Here is a 16,627-nt window from a genome sequence, read left to right as displayed (position 1 = left end):
AAAAAATCATAAAAAATCATAAAAAATCATAATTGTCACTCCGTAAAACAGGCATCTTGCCTGTCTTTTAATCAATGTCTATTAGACATCTCTATTAATTACTAAAACAAGGGCTGAAGCCCTAACTACGAACAAATTAAAAATTTTTATTGAAACTTTAATTAGTATTTTAAAAAATAATGATTGACTTAAATTTTATTAACAATTCAGTGGCTTTAATCGATCGAAATCACGGTTTACTTAGTATAACAGGAGACGATCGACTTCGTTTTTTACATAATCAAAGTACGAATAATATTCAAGGATTAAAAGTAGGGGAAGGTTGTGATACCGTTTTAGTTAATTCTACGGGAAGAAATATCGATTTAGTTAGTGCTTATATTCAAGAAAATCAAGTCTTATTATTAGTATCTCCTCATCAAAATAAATCTTTATATGATTGGCTCGATCGATATATTTTTCCTTTTGATAAAGTAGCGATAAAAGACGTGACTAAGGACTATAAAATTTTTACTATAGTTGGTGAAAAAAGTCAAGAGTTATTATCTGAATGGGTAGAAAATGAGTTTTTAAATAGTCCAGAATTTAGTCATAAAATCGTTAATATTGAAGATATAGAAGTAATTATAACGGTGGGTTGCAATTTAAAATTAACTGGTTATAATCTGATTATTCCTCAAGAAAAAGCTCCTCAAATTTGGGATAAATTAACAGCGAAAAATCCTTTATTATTAACCGATGAAGATTATCAAACCTTAGAAATTATGCAAGGTAAACCAAGGGTAAACCATGAATTAATGGAAGAATATAATCCCCTTGAAAGTGGTTTATGGGATGCAATTTCTTTCAATAAAGGTTGCTATATCGGGCAAGAAACCATTGCTCGTTTAAATACTTATAAAGGCGTAAAACAAAAACTTTGGGGCATTAAATTAAAGGGTTCGATCGAACCTGAAAAAGACAATATTATTATGGTAGAAGGAGAAAAAGTTGGTAAAATTACTAGCTATTTACCAGAAGCAAATTTTGCCTTGGGTTATATCCGCACCAAAGCAGGAGACATAGGCTTAAAAGTTACTATCTCAGAGGTAGAAGGAGAAGTAATTAATATACCTTTTATTCGTCATGAATATTATCAACCTAACTCTCAAAATGATTCTTAAATAACCACCAAAAAATTAACGGATTTTAAGTTCCTTTTCTATTTCTCAAATCCTCCCGTAAATGCGATCGATCGGCTAAAATTTTGAGTAAAGGACCTCTTTCCGTAAATTCTACTACGGTGACAGAAGCTACAGGCATAGAAATTCGATCTCGGTAACGTCCAATGTCAATACCTAATAGACTACAGAGCATTATGCGAATAGTTGCCTTGTGAGACACAACTAAAACATTACCAGTAGAATAATTTTGTTCAATTTCTTCTAAAACTTGGCTACTGCGCCGTGCAATGTCAATGCCTTTTTCACCCCCCGTAGGGGCATTCCACCCCGGATCGGCTAACCAACGTACATACTCATCATGGTATTCTTGATTAACCTGTTCTGGCGTTTTTCCCTCCCAGTTACCATAAGCAATCTCTCGTAATCCATCTCTTTGTTGAATACCCATACCCAGACTTTTTGCCAGAGGGGTAGCAGTGGCAATGGTTCGAGAAAGGGGGCTAGAAAAAATCCCCTGCCAAGGCAGATGTTGATAGGCTTGACAAAAATCCTCCGCCATTAAGTATCCTTCCTCCGTCAAATCTAAATCGAGGATGCCACAATAGCCTCCCGTCATGCTCGATGTTGTTTCTCCGTGTCTGAGAAAATAAATTGTCAAACTCATATTTGTTCATGGTTGTTATATTTTCGATCGTATTCTAATATTTTTCATTTTGCCAGTGATTTTGTATTTTGAATAACCTTATTATTCGATAATATTCGATCGAACTAAGTTGAATTTTGGGAAAAAACTGTGCTGTTTTGAAAACTTTTAAACTAAATCTAAGGCTAGTTTTGCCGCCCCGACAATTCCTGCTTGATTGCCTAGTTGCGCTACCATTAATTTTAGTCCGACTCTTGAGGTGGGTAAAACTCTTTTTTCTATCTCCGCTTCCACAGAGGGGAGAAAATATTTACTACTAGCACTCACTCCCCCCCCAATGATAATGGCTTCGGGTGTCAACACATAAATTAAACTGGCTAATCCAGCACCTAATTTCTTACCATAATTTTGCCAAAATGTCAAGGCTGAAAGGTCATTATTTTCGGCTAATTGCCCTAATTCGGCAGGAGTTTTGTGGGTATCTCGATAAATGGCTGTAGCGGATACATATTGTTCTAATGAACCTTGATTACCACTGTTACAAGGAGGACCTTCGGGATTGAGAGTAATCAACCCTAATTCAGCACCTGAACCCAAATGCCCTGTAAATAGTTTACCGTTAAGAATAATTGCACCGCCTACCCCTGTACCTAATGTCAACATAATTAAGTTTTGATAGTTTTTTCCTGCGCCTAGCCATGCTTCTCCTAATCCTGCACAGTTGGCATCATTGGCGATCGAAGTTTTTAAGCCTGTTTTTGCTTCGAGGGTTTGTGCTAAGGGTACATTATGCCAACCGCTTAAGTTAATTGCTACCAGTGCGATTCTACCTTGGGCATCCGTTGGTCCGGGAGTACCTATACCTAATGCTACGGCTTTTTTTTGATGGTTTAATTCTTTCACTCCTAGTTCGATCGTACTCATTACCGCTTCAGGGGTTGCAGGTTGGGGAGTGGGAATGGTGAGAGATTCTACACAAGTGCCATTAGCCAAAAATCGACCTAATTTAATCGCTGTACCGCCTAAATCGACTCCTATTACTTCTTTTTCTGTCATGGTGTTATTCATAAGGTTAGCTATTGATAATTTTATAATTTTTTAGACTCAGATAAAATTTTCATTCTTAGTTTTAATTCTAGGGGTATATCAAGGTCTAATCCTTCTAAAAGGTCTTTTTTGTCAAAAACTTCGTCAGGTGTGCCTTGTAGAGCAATTTTACCCTTATCCATGACGAAAATCCAGTCCGCCCAACCATAGATAAAATCTAGATCGTGGGTTGCCAGTAAAATTGTTGTCCCCTCGATCGAGATTTGTTGTAATTGTTTAATTAGTTCTTTTCTTTGTCGAGGATCGAGGTATGCTGTAGGTTCGTCTAGTAATAAGATTTTAGGTTTCAGAATCATCACATCGGCGATGGCAAGGCGCTTTTTTTGTCCTAAACTGAGATAATTAACGGGAAAATGGGCTAATTCTTCTAGGTTAAATTCTTTTAAAGTATTGGCTACTCGCAAGGCAATTTCATCATCGGGGATTCCTAAATTACACAAGCCATAGGATAAATCTTCTTCTACAGTCGTGGCGACTAATTGTTGTTCGGGGTCTTGAAATACTAATCCTACTTGTTGATACCACTGTTTAAATAAGGTTCGATCGATCCCTCGATGATTATACTTTAAAGGTTGACCGAAAAACCGAATAACACCTCGATCAGGACGATATAAACCGTTTGCTAATCGTAAAAAAGTAGTTTTTCCTGAACCATTATTACCAATTAAAGCGTAGCGTTTTCCTTCTTTTAGTTGTAAAGAAAGGTTATTTATTGTTGGTTTTTGACTACAGGAATAAGTGTAAAATATTTGCTCAAATTCGATCATTCTGGTTATATTATCAATAGGATTTTATGGTTAAGCTCGATCGTCAACTCCAATTAATTTTACAATAACTTCGCAAACAGGGCGTTTTCATTCTCGAAATTTGATCTAAGAAGAAACTATAATTGACATGAAATTTAGCCATTTTTTATGGTTAGAAAATCAATTATTATGAAAAACCATGATATTTTTGTAGAAATTGAGTTAAATTTATTTAACTATCGCTATTAGACGTGTAATGAATTACACGTTAGGATAATGGTTTCAACTCATATAGGAATGCTATAGTTAAATTTCATTAAAAATCAAATAATAATCACATCAATTAATTTCTATTTATTAATAGTAATAAAATGAGTAAATTTAGTAAAACATGGTGGGGAAAACGTTTTATCGAAGCCTTAGAATCTTTGATGGATTCAGGAAGATTAAGTCGAGGACGTAGTTATGCCAACAACGATCGAATTAAACAGTATAAAATTACTAATGGAAAAATCACAGCAAAAGTGAGAGGTTCAGTTAATGCTTATTTTGGCGTTTATAAAGAACCTTTGTACAAAACTGAAATTTCTTTAACTCCCATTTCTCAAGAAGATTGGGAAAAAGCGATCGAACTTCTGTCTTCTCAAGCCAGTTTCGTCAGTAAACTATTGATGAATGACATGCCCGACAATATAGACGAAGTATTTTATCAAAAATTAAAGTTACATCTACTTCCCCATAATAGTAGAGATTTTGATACCGATTGTTCTTGCCCCGATTGGTCAAATCCGTGTAAACATATAGCTGGAGTCTATTATCTTATCGCTTCTGAGATCGATCGAGATCCCTTTTTACTGTTTGAATTGCGTGGACTTTCTAAAGAGAAACTTCATGAGCAATTAATCAAATCTCCTTTAGGACAAGTTTTGTCTCAAGGATTAACCACAGAGAATTTAGCACCAGAACCAGTAGAATCCTATTATACTAAGCCAATCTTAGTAACACCTAATAGCAACATAAATCAAAAAGAATTTTGGCAAGGAGAAAAAAGAATCCCAGAAAATTTACCAGATAATACCCCTAATACTATCCCCGCTATTGTCATCAAAAAAGCAGGAGATAATCCTCCATTTTGGCATAAAGATAGTTCTTTTATCGAAATCATGGACGATTTTTATAGTCGAGTTCGCAAAACATTATAATTGAAAGTTGGATCAGATTATTAATTTCAAAATATACAATCTATCTTGCCTGAATACTTACATTCATATACCAAGAATATTAAGAAACAAAATTCCCATACTATCGTCAACCATCATAAGTAAGTTAGGAAATATTAAACCATGAAAAACATAACTAATTCCCCTATTTTTACCAGTGTAATTATGACATTAGGATTTATCGCCATGAGTCATAATTCTGTTAATGCCCAAAGTATCGGCAATAATCAACAACCTCAACCATTTCAAAGTAATGAAGTCAATCCCATGCACGGTACAAGTGGCTTTAACCCCATGCAGTTGATTCACAATGCCAACTTTTTCAATAGCCGTACAGGAGAAGAATTTGTCGAAGATACAAACAAAAATATTGATAGTGCCGCCCAAGACTTTAGACAACAACAATTACAACGTATGATGGAAATGCAAAAACAACAACAATCAACCCCCTCTCAAACCATTGACAATCAACAATAAATAGTGGATAGTTTATAGTGAATAGTGTAGAGTTATTATCAAAAAGACGGCTAAAGCCATTACTACGAACTAATTTATAATAATTTTTACCAGAAGTCTAATAGTGATTGATATAGCATAAGGTTTTGAGATTGTGGATATACCTCGCAATTACATTATCATTTCAGTTGCTTTAGCCGACTTGGGCTATTAGCTTCGTCAATTTATTGCGAAGTGATTCATTGCATAAAACCTACTTTTTGTCAAGTTTTATGTTAAGATTTATCAGCCAACGGCTTCATTTATTTCAATGTGGGTTATTGATTAACACCAAAAAACTTGTTTCATTAATCATTCGACCTTCTTAATTTTCCATTCTTCATTACTACAACGATGAATTTAACCCTTTATAACACTCTCACTAACCAAGAAGAAGAATTTATCCCTCTCCATGACAACAAAGTTAATATGTACTGTTGCGGTATAACAGTGTATGATTATTGTCATTTAGGTCATGCTAGGACTTGTATTATTTGGGATGTGGTGAGACGTTATTTAGAGTGGCGTGGTTATAAGGTTAAATATATTCAAAATTTTACAGATATTGACGACAAAATTCTTAATCGGGCGCGACAGGAAAAAACCACTATGGAGGCTGTCTCCGAGCGTTTTATTGAGGCGTATTTTGAGGATATGGAAAGATTAAACGTCAAAAAAGCTGACTCCTATCCCCGTGCTACTCATACCCTAGACGGTATCAAAAAATTGATTTGGGAATTGGAGGAGAAGGGCTTTGCTTATCAAACCCAAGGGGATGTTTATTATTCCGTAAGCAAGTTTAAAGACTATGGCAAGTTATCGGGGCGTAAATTGGAAGATCTACAAACGGGTGCTAGTGGTAGAGTTAATCAAAGTGAAGCGGTTAAACAAGAGTCTTTTGATTTTGCTTTGTGGAAATCTGCTAAACCAGATGAGCCTAGTTTTGATTCTCCTTGGGGGAAAGGGCGCCCCGGTTGGCACATTGAATGCTCGGCTATGGTTAGGGAGATGTTAGGAGAAACGATCGATATTCATGTAGGAGGTAATGATTTAATTTTCCCTCACCACGAAAACGAAATTGCTCAATCGGAAGCGGTGACAGGGAAACCTTTATCTCGCTATTGGTTACATAATGGCATGGTGAAGGTTGACGGGGAGAAAATGTCAAAATCTCTCGGTAATTTCATTACTATTCGGGATTTATTGGCAAAATATGACCCTATGGCGATTCGTCTTTTTATCTTACAAGCTAATTATCGTAAACCTCTTGATTTCACGGATGATGCTTTGAATGCTGTAACTAATGGTTGGCATACTTTTGCCGAGGGCTTACTTTTTGGAATTAAGTATAGAGATAAGCTAAATTGGACAGAAAAAGGACAGTTTACAATTATTAAATCAGTTCAGGAGGAGTTTTGTCAAGCCGTCGATCGAGATTTTAATTTTGCATCGGGGTTAGCTATCTTGTTTGAACTAGCAAAAGAGTTGCGCAAAGAAGGTAATCTATTAAGCCATGAGGGCAAAACCGTTCGATCGAGCCAAGAATTAGGAGATAAATGGCACACTTTAGTTACTTTAGCCCAAGTATTAGGATTAGAGGCACATTATGAAGAAAAAGAGCCAGTAGCTTTGTCTATTTCTGAGGCAGAAATTGAGACTTTAATTCAACAAAGATTGGAGGCACGAAAGGCGAAAAACTACCAAGAGGGAGATCGAATCCGAGACTTTTTAAAAGAGAAGGGAATTACCTTAATTGATGCACCCGGCGGTGTTACTAAATGGCAAATTAATATCGAGCTACCCTATCTCAATTAGTAAACTTAGATGCGTCCTAGCTTATAACTTTTAAAGTTCTGCCTATCGATTATGAATCACGATTTACAACCCACTAAAGATTTAATTTTAATTGTCGATGATGTACCTAGTAACTTAAATATACTTTCAGAAACCCTGATTGAAGCTGATTATGAAATTGCAATTGCCACCAACGGAGAAAGGGCATTAAAACAATTACAGAGAATCCATCCTAGCCTAATACTGTTAGATATTCAAATGCCAAAGATGGATGGGTTTGTTTTGTGTCAACATCTTAAAGATAATCCACAAACGTCTCAAATACCAGTGATTTTCATGACGGCATTAAACGACATCGACAACAAAATCAAAGGCTTTGAATTAGGAGCATTAGATTATATTACTAAACCCTTTCAAACTCAAGAAGTCCTTGCCAGAGTCAAAACTCATATACAGTTAAGTAAACTTACCCATAATCTACAGGCAGAAATTGAACAGCAAACCCTCTCCTTAAAAAAAGCAAAAGAAGCCTCCGAGAAGGCAAATATTGCCAAAAGTCAGTTTATTGCTAATATAAGTCATGAATTACGCACTCCTCTCAACGCCATTTTAGGGATGACGGAATCATTATTAGAAGGAGTATTTGGAAAAATCAATCAGCAACAAATAAAACCCCTTAATGTTATTCAAAAAGCGGGGAATCATCTCTTAGCATTAATTAACGATATTCTCGACTTTGCCAATATAGAATCAGATAAATTAGAATTATCTTTATGTGAAACTTCTATTGAAAATGTAATTTATTCCAGTGTTAATTTTATTGAAACATTGGCAACGAACAAGTCTCAACAATTAGATATTATTATTCAAAATGATTTACCACCAGTGCTTATTGATGAAAAACGCATCCGTCAAGTATTAATTAACTTGTTGAATAATGCTGTTAAATTTACTCCAGAAGAGGGAAAAGTTACCCTTAATGTCTCATTAATTCAAGCATCTCATCCAGAGACAAAAGAATTAATTAATGTCTCAATTAGGGATACTGGTATTGGCATTGCTGAAGAAAATTACTCTGAGCTTTTTCAACCTTTTACTCAAATAGATAGTAAGTTAAATCGTCAATATGAAGGCATAGGATTGGGCTTATTTTTAGTAAAAAAAATAGTTGAGCATCATGGTGGAAATATTGATTTAAGTAGCAAATTAGGGCAAGGTACTTGTGTTAGCTTTACCATTCCTGTACATCAGGAAAAAGGCATGATTTCGTTAGAAAAAGATCAGTTATCAATTTATACGACAAATGAATATACAAAAGAAGATCAACATTTAAAGCCACTTTCTATTACTTTTATTGTGGATGAAAAAAATGCGAATATCAATACAATTCATAATTATTTAAGAGCGAAAGGTTATAAGATTTTAATTAAAAAAAATGACGGAGATGCTCACAGTCTTATTGAAAAGGATAATGCACAATTAATTTTAATTGATATTTCTACTAATATTTATCAGGAACAAGTAAATACTATAGAGCAAATTTTTGCAGGTTTACAAGGAGAAAAAAAACCAATTATTATTTTATTATCACCAACAATTGATCATCAAAAACATAGTTTTATTATGCCAACAGAGGGGATTATTTATCTATATAAACCCATTCGTCTCTCGGAGTTATATCTAAAAATTAACTCTTTTACCACCCCCTAGTTAATTTAATGTGTTGAATAGACATCTTCAAAAATACAGGCAAGATGCCTGTTCTACGATGGTAAAATCATAATTATTGGAGAAGTCTAATGCCTTGATTTTCTTAATGTTCTGATTTATTCAGCAAACCCTAAAGTAATTTTACTCCTATTTTACTAATATCTACAGCGTAGCCTCCGATGGTTAAATAAACCGTGTTGGCAATTCCCCCCATAAGGCGGGTTAGTTTTCCTAAACGAGTACGAAATAACCGCCCTAATTCATAAGCAGGTACTATTCCCCATCCTGTTTCTTCGGCGATTAAGATTATCTCACAAGGGCTATTTTCAAGGCTCGATCGAAACTTCTCTACTTCTTGTTGCCACAATACTTCATCTTTTTCTAGCCAATTCGCCACCCATGTCCCCAAAGAATCGATTAAAATGCAATTATCTTCCGTTATGGGTTCGATCGAACTGCCTAAAAACAAGGGAATTTCGAGGGTTTGCCAATATTTTGGTCTTCTTTGCTGATGTTCGAGTATTTTTTGAGTCCATTCTGCATCATCATCATTTTTGGTAGCGGTAGCGATATAAACCACAGATTTTTGACTCTCAATAGCTAAAGACTCTCCCCATTCACTCTTACCAGAATTTGCACCCCCCGTAACTAAAACAACATTACTCATACACAAGGGGAAATTAACACAAAAGGTTGAACGATAATGGTGTTAAATTTATGGGTTTCATCTTCATTCCATGCACTCAACTGTTCGACTGTAGGTTTTTGTATTAATTGTTCACTTATCCACCGTTGTACTAATTCGGTTTTATCCTCTGCGATGGCATATCCTACCTCAATTAAGTCCAAATTAGCCTCCACCACGATAAGAGCGTCTCTTTGGGCATGGGGTTTTAAATCCTTCCAATCCATCGGTGCTATTTGTTCTTGTAATTGAGCTTTTAAATCTGACATGAAAAATGATGATAGAAAATTCACTATCCATTATTCACGATCGATTGTTAATTGTCAATAAGCTAGAACGCATTTAAGTTTACTGATAAAGACAGGCAAAAGGTAAGAGGCATCGGGGCATAGGCAATAAAGATTATGGGTTATTTCCATTAATTTAAAAGGCTCTCTTACTTTGAGTATGATAAATTAATCGAAAAGGGTGTCAGGCGGCGCACTGAGCGTAGTCGAAGTGTATCAGGTGGCAGGTGTTAGGTTAAATTAAAACTGTAAATTTATAATATTTGCATTTTTAAAATCCTAAATCTATTATATATCAATACTTTTAACGATTATTTATTACTAAAATATCATAACTACTGTAGAAGAGCCATTTAAAATTTCTCTGGAAACAAACTTCTAATACCTTCTTCGGATGCGTCACAAATTCCCCTCTCGGTAATTAATCCCGTGACATATTTGGCAGGAGTCACATCAAAACCATAATTCATCGCAGGTGTTGTCTCAGGGCAAATTAACACTGATTTGATTTCTCCGTCAACTTTACCTTGTATATACTTTACTTCGTTTTGATTTCTTGTCTCGATCGAAATCTCTTTAATACCATCGGCAATAGAGCAATCTAAAGTGGAAGAAGGTAAGGCAACATAAAAGGGGATATTGTTATCGTAAGCCGCCAATGCTTTAAGATATGTGCCAATTTTATTCGCTACATCACCTTTTCGAGTAGTTCTATCAGTTCCAACTATAACCAAGTCCACCATACCATGTTGCATTAAATGCCCTCCCGTGTTGTCAGTAATCAAAGTATGGGGGATGCCTTGTTGATTTAACTCAAAAGCGGTTAAATTTGCGCCTTGATTGCGGGGGCGAGTTTCGTCAACCCACACATGAATATCAATTCCTGCTTGTTGTGCCTGATACATCGGTGATGTTGCTGTACCCCAATCGATCGTAGCTAACCAACCAGCGTTACAATGGGTGAGGATATTAACGGTTTTACCCTGTTTTTCCTCCGCAATTTTTTTGATGAGAGATAGCCCATACTCCCCAATTTTAAAGCAAATCTCTATATCTTCCTGCTTAATTTGATCCGCTTTTTCTAAGGCAATGTTGATTTTTTCTTCAACATTTTTCCCTTGACGAATTATGGTTAACATCTCATTGATTGCCCAGACTAAATTAACCGCCGTAGGGCGAGTTTGGGCTAATTTTTGTGCTACTTCTTCTATATATATCTCAGGTTTCGATCGATTTTGAGCTTCCACACAAGCCAAATATAAACCATAGGCGGCGGTAACACCAATTAAAGGCGCACCCCTTACCACCATTTCTTTAATGGCAAAAATTGCATCATCGGTAGTTTTGATGTCGAAAATTTCAATTTGATGAGGAAAAAATCGTTGATCAAAAACCTGTATAATTTGCTTATTTTCTTGGCTTATCCAAATAGTTTGATAATGTTTGCCGTTAATTTTCATATAGTTTTAATTTTAAAAAATTAGTAAATTTAACTTTCTGATTGCTATAATACCTGCTACCTGACACCTTTTTTTAGACAGAATCTATCATACTCAAAGTAAGAGAGCCAAAATTGTTATATCGTATTGTTATTAATTCCCATCAAAAACAAGATAATCTGATAAATTTAGAATCAGATCAAGAACATTATTTGCGTCGAGTAGTAAGATTAAATAATGGAGATATTTTTATTGCCTTAGATGGTAATGGTAAAGGTTGGCAAGTTAAATTAACCGCCGATGGAGGCGAAATTCTCGATTCTCTAATGGAAAATAGAGAGTTACTAACGAAAGTGACTTTAATGATTGCCTTGCCTAAAGGTAACGGTTTTGAGGATATTATTCGTTGCGTGACAGAATTAGGTGTCAATTCGTTACAACCTGTCATCAGCGATCGAACTATCGTCAAACCGAAGGAGAATAAGCTCGAAAGATGGCGTAAAATTGCCATGGAAGCCTCTGAACAATGTGAACGGTTAATTGTGCCGAATATTGAGCCTCCTATCCCCGTTAAACAGGCTTTTTCACAATTTCATGATCTTAATATACCTAAATATATCGCCGTGGCTCGATCGAATGCACCCCATTTGTTACATTTTCTGCAACAAAATTTATCACCCTCTGAAATGGTGATTGCCACAGGATGCGAAGGCGGTTGGACTCCGAAGGAAGTACAAAGTTCGATCGAACACGGGTTTCAAGAGATTTCATTGGGCAATAGAATTTTAAGAGCAGTCACCGCGCCTATTATGGCAATGTCTCTTGTTTCTTCTTTCGATTTCAATTAAGTCTGCTTAGTCTATTTTTCTTCTGTCAAACTGAGGTTTTGTTGGGTTACGTTATCACTAACCCAACCTACAAGTTAAATCTAAAAGCTAAACTTAATATTACCCATACTTAGCTAATCCATTCTGTGTGGAAAAATTCCCCTCTGGGTTTGTCGATGCGCTCGTAAGTGTGCGCCCCAAAATAATCCCTTTGGGCTTGGGTTAAATTCTGAGGAAGTCGATCGAGCCTGTAACTGTCAAAGTAGTTTAAGGAAGCACTAAACGCAGGAACGGGAATGCCCATTTTAGTCGCTAATACTAGCACGTCACGCCATGCCTGTTGTCGATCGAGAATACTTTGTTTAAACTCAGGTGCGAGGAGTAAATTAGCTAAATTAGGGTTATCGGTGAAAGCCTTGTTAATTTTACCTAAGAAACCCGCTTTGATGATACAACCTCCCTTCCAAATTCGAGCAACTTCGGGTAAATTGATATTATAATCATATTCTGCTGAAGCCTTAGCAATCAAAGCCATACCTTGAGCATAGGAACACATTTTCGAGCAGTATAAAGCATCCTTGATTTTAGTGATAAAACTTTCTACATCACCGTCAAATTTTTCGGTAATGCCCGTTAATTCCTTCGATGCTAACACCCTTTCTTCTTTGTAACTGGAGATCGATCGAGCATACACCGCCGCATAAATCGTGGGAATGGGTACACCCATTTGCAATGAATTAATTACAGTCCAACTACCTGTACCTTTTTGCCCTGCCGCATCCACAATTAAATCAATAAGATGTTTGCCCGTTTCCGCATCTTTTTTCGGGAAAATATTGGCAGTAATCTCGATTAAGAAGGAATTTAGCTCATCTGTTGTATTCCAATCACTAAATACTTCCCCTAGTCTATCGTTATCTAAACCTAAGCCGTTTTTCAACAAATCGTAGGCTTCAGCGATTAACTGCATATCCCCGTATTCAATGCCATTATGCACCATCTTGACGTAGTGACCTGCACCACGAGGACCGATATAGGTGACACAAGCACCATCATCCACTTGGGCGGCAATTTTGGTTAAAATTGGTTCAAGTTCATCGTATGCGGTTTTAGTACCCCCCGGCATCAAAGAAGGTCCATTTAACGCTCCTTCTTCACCTCCGCTTACTCCCATACCCATGAACCCTAATCCTGTTGATTCTAGCTCGATCGTGCGTCTTTCCGTGTCTTCATAGAGGGAGTTACCACCATCGATAATCATATCCCCTTCATCTAGTAAAGGTTTTAATTGCTGAATAACTGCATCTACAGGCGCCCCTGCTTTTACCATTACTAAAATCTTACGAGGACGTTCCAATGTTTGCACAAATTCTTCTAAGGAATAAGCCGCTTTAACGTCTTTACCTTGCGCCCTAGTTGCCATAAATTCTTCTGTTTTGTTGGCACTACGGTTGTAAACAGCAATGGGAAAGCCCCGACTTTCTACGTTAAGGGCAAGATTTTCCCCCATAACTGCTAATCCGATGACTCCAAAAGTTCTTTTGGTCATAAAACAATACCTATTTCGATCGATAATAAATCTATATACTTTTTAGGGTAACTCGATCTTCTCAGAATGGTTCATGAAGATATTAAAAGTTATGCACTTGTACCAAAAATCAAAAGATTGAGATTCCTTCGCTACTCTCAGAATGACAGAATATTGTTAGAGGTGCGTAAGTCCTATAGTTTTGAGTAGGTAATCTTGTTTTATTCCCTAAATTTGGCTAAATAATTAAACCATTGGAGAGCTAAATTAACGTCGGTAAAAGGTACATTAATAGTTTCATTGTCTTTTAATAAAAACTCCAAATTTGCTTCTCCTTTGTCGGGAATGTTATCAAATTTTACGATTTTATTTTTAAAAGTGATATTCATTTTAGAAATATTTTTTAACGAAAAAGTCCGCTCATTAATAATACCTTTATCAGTCGGTTTTCCCCATGTAATTAAATCTCCTTTTTTACCTAAAACTGCATAAATATCATACTTAGCATTATCAAATTGTTGCGCCCAAAGTTTATAGGCTTCCACTTTTTGATATTCTTTTTTGCCACTCCATGCTAACCAGATAAAAACTACTAGCAAAGGCAACCATAATAAACCACGTTCCATGTTAAAATTGTCAACTAAAATTAAATAAGTATAAAATAGAATTTACTCTATCAAAAATAGATACACTGAGAATAATTAATTATATGACTTCTTATACAACTTCCTCCGCTAGAGCTGAAATGAATGAATTGAGAAGACTCAAAACTTTACTCCCCCCAGAGTTACAGAGTTGGGTTATGATTGAAGCGTCCACAGAAGTTAATCCCCCCTTAATCCGTAGTGAAGAATTAGGCAAAGATGAGATAGAGATTCAAATTGACTTAGCAAAATGGGAAAATTTAGCAATAGATCAACGTAATTTGATGTTTTGGCATGAGGTAGCTCGTATTCAAAATGATACCATACCCCGTGAAGGTTGGGAAATGGCAGCCTTAGCTATTGGTTTAGGGGGTGCTGTGGGTGAGTTGTGGGTGCAAGATGGTTTATTGCTATTGTTAGCTTTAGGATTATGCAGTATTTCTGGTTATCGTCTCTGGCAGAAAAACAACGGAGAAAAAAATCTTCGGGATGCCATCGAAGCGGATGAAAAAGCTATTATTATTGCGACTCGTTTTGGTTATTCCATGAAAAATGCTTATCAAAGTTTAGGTAGTGCATTTAAAACTCTCATCGAACAAACTCCTAATCGTAGTCAACGTAAGAAATATGAGGAGCGTTTACAGGCTTTGCGTCGTAGTGCGGCTAAAGCTAAACAAAAACAAGAGCAACCGATGGAAAATCAACCTCTCAAAACTCCTCCCGTTCGATCGAGAAGTAGTGCTAGAATGAAGAACATATAAACCTAATCGAAGTGTGCCCTTTCATCACCTAAATATCCCGATAGCGATACTAAAGAGAATATAATCTCGTCTAATCCCTCTCACATCGCTATCAAAAAGAAAATCGGTTTTTCTACTTTGAGTATGATAAATTATTGATGAAGGTAGGCAAAAGGCAAGAGGCAAGAAAGATTATGGGTTATTTCCATTAATTTTAGAATATACCATCTATTTTGTGAGCAAAATAATAACTATAGAAAGAATTTTATAGATTACTGCATAAATTGCTAATCTGCTACTGATAAGTAAATAGAAGAATTTGTAAAGGATAATCCATTTCATGAATATACAAGACTCTAATTCTAATGTTACCCAAGATAATTTACTCATAGTAACAGATTGTCGTAGAGCAACTTCTGGTTCTAGTTATTTCACAAAGGCTAGTTATGAGTGCATTATGATTCGTAAGAAATAAGGGGTAAATTAATGGACATAACAGATACTCAATTAACCCTTAATCAGCTACAAAATCAATTAACTTTAACTTTAGATAATCCCTCATCAGTAAAGTTACAAATAAAGCAGATTAATCTCATTCAAAAACAATTAAAAGCGATAAAAAAGGAGGTTAATTTAGAAATAAAGCAAATCAATCAAACTGCATCTCAATCAACCCCTGATAGTTTAATTTCTGTGGGATTAGACATATTTGGAAAAAGGAGATTAGCAGGTCAAATTAGACAAACAACAAGGAGGGCAATTCAAGCAGAAAAAATTAATTTGAGACAACCCTATCTTAATCTAAAAGACTATATTGATATGCTCATTTTAGAAGGGGATAAACTCAAACTAAAAGCAGAACAATTCTTAACTAATTATTAAAATCTATGAAAAACGATCGAACTCTAAAAGTTATTTTGACAGTCATTGCGATAAGTCTGGTGATGATTGTGATTGAGTTAGCTAGTTTTACCCCTGTTAATGCTAGTAACTCTGTAATCGATGTCAATATCCGTCAGGTTAACGGTAGAACTATCTATGGCGGTGTTCCTGTAGAAATTAGTAAATGAGGTAAATTATGTTAGAGTCACAAATGAAACAAATTAAAAATTATTTAGGTTCTTTTCTTAACTTTTTTGGAGAAGATAAAGAACTTCAAAAACGAGAATATTTCGATAAATTAGAACAAACATTAGAATTAACAATTAAGATTTTTAAGAAATATAATGTTTCCAATAGTTTTGGGATTTCTTTTTGTAACCATGAAAACTATAGCACAAATGAAATGTATTTATTTCTGTTGTTCAATAATGATGAAGCTAAATGGCAAATAATTGAGGAAAATAAGCCTAAAAGTTTTGAAGAAAGTATTACGACAAATGAATTAGTTACTTATTGTTGGGAGAATAAAGTGGAACTAAAAAGATTAATTAATTCTTTATTTGATTATATCAGTCAATTATTCGCAAAAAAGGAACAAGTTATTAAAAAAGAAAAGGATAAATATATCTCAGAAATGGCTTGTCTAAATGAAGCAATAAAAAATTTACAAGAATTAGCAGATACTGATATTTCAGAGGATATTAAAAATAAATAATA

At 35.3% G+C, this 16,627-nt stretch carries 19 protein-coding genes; 11 read left to right on the top strand and 8 right to left on the bottom strand.

The window, feature by feature from the left end; all coding sequences use genetic code 11:
- The first annotated feature begins 179 nt into the window (after positions 1 to 179).
- On the top strand, positions 180 to 1,163 hold the full coding sequence (ygfZ, locus tag ACN4EE_RS06580) for a CAF17-like 4Fe-4S cluster assembly/insertion protein YgfZ (RefSeq protein WP_431705616.1): 984 nt from the start codon (positions 180 to 182) through the stop codon (positions 1,161 to 1,163).
- A 25-nt stretch (positions 1,164 to 1,188) separates the two neighbouring features.
- On the opposite strand, the gene ACN4EE_RS06575 is transcribed toward ygfZ, so the two are convergent.
- The 3 genes from ACN4EE_RS06575 to ACN4EE_RS06565 all read right to left on the bottom strand — a co-directional run bounded on the left by ACN4EE_RS06575 (position 1,189) and on the right by ACN4EE_RS06565 (position 3,680).
- On the bottom strand, positions 1,189 to 1,827 hold the full coding sequence (locus ACN4EE_RS06575) for a histidine phosphatase family protein (protein ID WP_431705615.1): 639 nt from the start codon (positions 1,825 to 1,827) through the stop codon (positions 1,189 to 1,191).
- A gap of 147 nt (positions 1,828 to 1,974) precedes the next feature.
- On the bottom strand, positions 1,975 to 2,862 hold the full coding sequence (locus ACN4EE_RS06570) for an ROK family protein (RefSeq protein WP_431705614.1): 888 nt from the start codon (positions 2,860 to 2,862) through the stop codon (positions 1,975 to 1,977).
- Between the two features lie 32 nt (positions 2,863 to 2,894).
- Entirely contained in the window at positions 2,895 to 3,680 is a 786-nt protein-coding gene (locus ACN4EE_RS06565; RefSeq protein ID WP_431705613.1) for an energy-coupling factor ABC transporter ATP-binding protein, read from the bottom strand.
- Positions 3,681 to 4,030: 350 nt separating this feature from the next.
- Here ACN4EE_RS06565 and ACN4EE_RS06560 point away from each other — a divergent pair, with 350 nt between their 5' ends.
- The 4 genes from ACN4EE_RS06560 to ACN4EE_RS06545 all read left to right on the top strand — a co-directional run bounded on the left by ACN4EE_RS06560 (position 4,031) and on the right by ACN4EE_RS06545 (position 8,878).
- Complete coding sequence (locus ACN4EE_RS06560; protein WP_431705612.1) at positions 4,031 to 4,861, top strand: SWIM zinc finger family protein; 831 nt, start codon at positions 4,031 to 4,033, stop codon at positions 4,859 to 4,861.
- Positions 4,862 to 5,002: 141 nt separating this feature from the next.
- The gene (locus ACN4EE_RS06555; RefSeq protein WP_431705611.1) at positions 5,003 to 5,356 is read left to right on the top strand and encodes a hypothetical protein; all 354 of its coding nucleotides are present in this window, start codon (positions 5,003 to 5,005) and stop codon (positions 5,354 to 5,356) included.
- A gap of 372 nt (positions 5,357 to 5,728) precedes the next feature.
- Entirely contained in the window at positions 5,729 to 7,189 is a 1,461-nt protein-coding gene (gene cysS, locus ACN4EE_RS06550; RefSeq protein ID WP_431705610.1) for a cysteine--tRNA ligase, read from the top strand.
- 51 nt (positions 7,190 to 7,240) lie between these two features.
- Positions 7,241 to 8,878: a response regulator gene (locus tag ACN4EE_RS06545; RefSeq protein ID WP_431705609.1), complete on the top strand. Its 1,638-nt coding sequence runs from the start codon at positions 7,241 to 7,243 to the stop codon at positions 8,876 to 8,878.
- Between the two features lie 130 nt (positions 8,879 to 9,008).
- On the opposite strand, the gene cobU is transcribed toward ACN4EE_RS06545, so the two are convergent.
- The 3 genes from cobU to mtnA form a co-directional block, all read right to left on the bottom strand.
- The gene (gene cobU, locus ACN4EE_RS06540; protein WP_431705608.1) at positions 9,009 to 9,545 is read right to left on the bottom strand and encodes a bifunctional adenosylcobinamide kinase/adenosylcobinamide-phosphate guanylyltransferase; all 537 of its coding nucleotides are present in this window, start codon (positions 9,543 to 9,545) and stop codon (positions 9,009 to 9,011) included.
- Positions 9,542 to 9,832 carry a DUF2288 domain-containing protein gene (locus tag ACN4EE_RS06535; RefSeq protein WP_431705607.1) on the bottom strand — a complete coding sequence of 97 codons (291 nt, stop codon included), beginning with the start codon at positions 9,830 to 9,832 and terminating at the stop codon, positions 9,542 to 9,544. The genes cobU and ACN4EE_RS06535 overlap by 4 nt, the downstream gene beginning before the upstream one ends.
- 371 nt (positions 9,833 to 10,203) lie before the next feature.
- Positions 10,204 to 11,310, bottom strand: coding sequence for an S-methyl-5-thioribose-1-phosphate isomerase (mtnA, locus tag ACN4EE_RS06530; RefSeq protein WP_431705606.1), 1,107 nt, complete (start codon positions 11,308 to 11,310; stop codon positions 10,204 to 10,206).
- Between the two features lie 113 nt (positions 11,311 to 11,423).
- Here mtnA and ACN4EE_RS06525 point away from each other — a divergent pair, with 113 nt between their 5' ends.
- Positions 11,424 to 12,137 (top strand): 16S rRNA (uracil(1498)-N(3))-methyltransferase, encoded by a 714-nt coding sequence (locus ACN4EE_RS06525; protein WP_431705605.1) that lies wholly within the window; start codon positions 11,424 to 11,426, stop codon positions 12,135 to 12,137.
- Between the two features lie 109 nt (positions 12,138 to 12,246).
- On the opposite strand, the gene gnd is transcribed toward ACN4EE_RS06525, so the two are convergent.
- Positions 12,247 to 13,665, bottom strand: a complete 1,419-nt coding sequence (gnd, locus tag ACN4EE_RS06520) for a decarboxylating NADP(+)-dependent phosphogluconate dehydrogenase (RefSeq protein WP_431705604.1) — start codon at positions 13,663 to 13,665, stop codon at positions 12,247 to 12,249.
- A 200-nt stretch (positions 13,666 to 13,865) separates the two neighbouring features.
- Positions 13,866 to 14,270, bottom strand: a complete 405-nt coding sequence (locus tag ACN4EE_RS06515) for a hypothetical protein (protein WP_431705603.1) — start codon at positions 14,268 to 14,270, stop codon at positions 13,866 to 13,868.
- 83 nt (positions 14,271 to 14,353) lie between these two features.
- Between ACN4EE_RS06515 and ACN4EE_RS06510 the strand changes: the two genes are divergently transcribed.
- The 5 genes from ACN4EE_RS06510 to ACN4EE_RS06490 all read left to right on the top strand — a co-directional run bounded on the left by ACN4EE_RS06510 (position 14,354) and on the right by ACN4EE_RS06490 (position 16,625).
- Entirely contained in the window at positions 14,354 to 15,049 is a 696-nt protein-coding gene (locus tag ACN4EE_RS06510) for a DUF3318 domain-containing protein (protein WP_431705602.1), read from the top strand.
- Between the two features lie 319 nt (positions 15,050 to 15,368).
- Positions 15,369 to 15,503, top strand: coding sequence for a hypothetical protein (locus ACN4EE_RS06505; RefSeq protein ID WP_431705601.1), 135 nt, complete (start codon positions 15,369 to 15,371; stop codon positions 15,501 to 15,503).
- An 11-nt stretch (positions 15,504 to 15,514) separates the two neighbouring features.
- Positions 15,515 to 15,910, top strand: a complete 396-nt coding sequence (locus ACN4EE_RS06500; protein WP_431705600.1) for a hypothetical protein — start codon at positions 15,515 to 15,517, stop codon at positions 15,908 to 15,910.
- A 5-nt stretch (positions 15,911 to 15,915) separates the two neighbouring features.
- On the top strand, positions 15,916 to 16,098 hold the full coding sequence (locus ACN4EE_RS06495) for a hypothetical protein (protein ID WP_431705599.1): 183 nt from the start codon (positions 15,916 to 15,918) through the stop codon (positions 16,096 to 16,098).
- Positions 16,099 to 16,106: 8 nt separating this feature from the next.
- A complete protein-coding gene (locus ACN4EE_RS06490; protein WP_431705598.1) occupies positions 16,107 to 16,625 on the top strand; it encodes a hypothetical protein in 519 nt (172 codons plus the stop codon).
- Positions 16,626 to 16,627 lie beyond the last annotated feature (2 nt).

It is taken from the genome of Geminocystis sp. CENA526, assembly GCF_050753365.1.
In the GTDB taxonomy this organism is placed as follows: domain Bacteria; phylum Cyanobacteriota; class Cyanobacteriia; order Cyanobacteriales; family Cyanobacteriaceae; genus Geminocystis.
The sequence above is the reverse complement of the archived record's forward strand: the minus strand, read 5'-3'. Positions and strand labels throughout refer to the sequence as shown.

Excerpts from the sequence above, each read along its gene's own strand:
- ACN4EE_RS06500 (WP_431705600.1), top strand. The coding sequence starts at position 15,515 with ATGGACATAACAGATACTCAATTAACCCTTAATCAGCTACAAAATCAA.
- ACN4EE_RS06505 (WP_431705601.1), top strand. The coding sequence starts at position 15,369 with ATGAATATACAAGACTCTAATTCTAATGTTACCCAAGATAATTTACTC.
- mtnA (WP_431705606.1), bottom strand. The coding sequence starts at position 11,310 with ATGAAAATTAACGGCAAACATTATCAAACTATTTGGATAAGCCAAGAA.
- ACN4EE_RS06490 (WP_431705598.1), top strand. The coding sequence starts at position 16,107 with ATGTTAGAGTCACAAATGAAACAAATTAAAAATTATTTAGGTTCTTTT.
- ACN4EE_RS06545 (WP_431705609.1), top strand. The coding sequence starts at position 7,241 with ATGAATCACGATTTACAACCCACTAAAGATTTAATTTTAATTGTCGAT.
- ygfZ (WP_431705616.1), top strand. The coding sequence starts at position 180 with ATGATTGACTTAAATTTTATTAACAATTCAGTGGCTTTAATCGATCGA.
- ACN4EE_RS06560 (WP_431705612.1), top strand. The coding sequence starts at position 4,031 with ATGAGTAAATTTAGTAAAACATGGTGGGGAAAACGTTTTATCGAAGCC.
- ACN4EE_RS06565 (WP_431705613.1), bottom strand. The coding sequence starts at position 3,680 with ATGATCGAATTTGAGCAAATATTTTACACTTATTCCTGTAGTCAAAAA.
- cobU (WP_431705608.1), bottom strand. The coding sequence starts at position 9,545 with ATGAGTAATGTTGTTTTAGTTACGGGGGGTGCAAATTCTGGTAAGAGT.
- ACN4EE_RS06575 (WP_431705615.1), bottom strand. The coding sequence starts at position 1,827 with ATGAGTTTGACAATTTATTTTCTCAGACACGGAGAAACAACATCGAGC.
- ACN4EE_RS06555 (WP_431705611.1), top strand. The coding sequence starts at position 5,003 with ATGAAAAACATAACTAATTCCCCTATTTTTACCAGTGTAATTATGACA.
- ACN4EE_RS06510 (WP_431705602.1), top strand. The coding sequence starts at position 14,354 with ATGACTTCTTATACAACTTCCTCCGCTAGAGCTGAAATGAATGAATTG.
- cysS (WP_431705610.1), top strand. The coding sequence starts at position 5,729 with ATGAATTTAACCCTTTATAACACTCTCACTAACCAAGAAGAAGAATTT.
- ACN4EE_RS06535 (WP_431705607.1), bottom strand. The coding sequence starts at position 9,832 with ATGTCAGATTTAAAAGCTCAATTACAAGAACAAATAGCACCGATGGAT.
- gnd (WP_431705604.1), bottom strand. The coding sequence starts at position 13,665 with ATGACCAAAAGAACTTTTGGAGTCATCGGATTAGCAGTTATGGGGGAA.
- ACN4EE_RS06495 (WP_431705599.1), top strand. The coding sequence starts at position 15,916 with ATGAAAAACGATCGAACTCTAAAAGTTATTTTGACAGTCATTGCGATA.
- ACN4EE_RS06570 (WP_431705614.1), bottom strand. The coding sequence starts at position 2,862 with ATGACAGAAAAAGAAGTAATAGGAGTCGATTTAGGCGGTACAGCGATT.
- ACN4EE_RS06515 (WP_431705603.1), bottom strand. The coding sequence starts at position 14,270 with ATGGAACGTGGTTTATTATGGTTGCCTTTGCTAGTAGTTTTTATCTGG.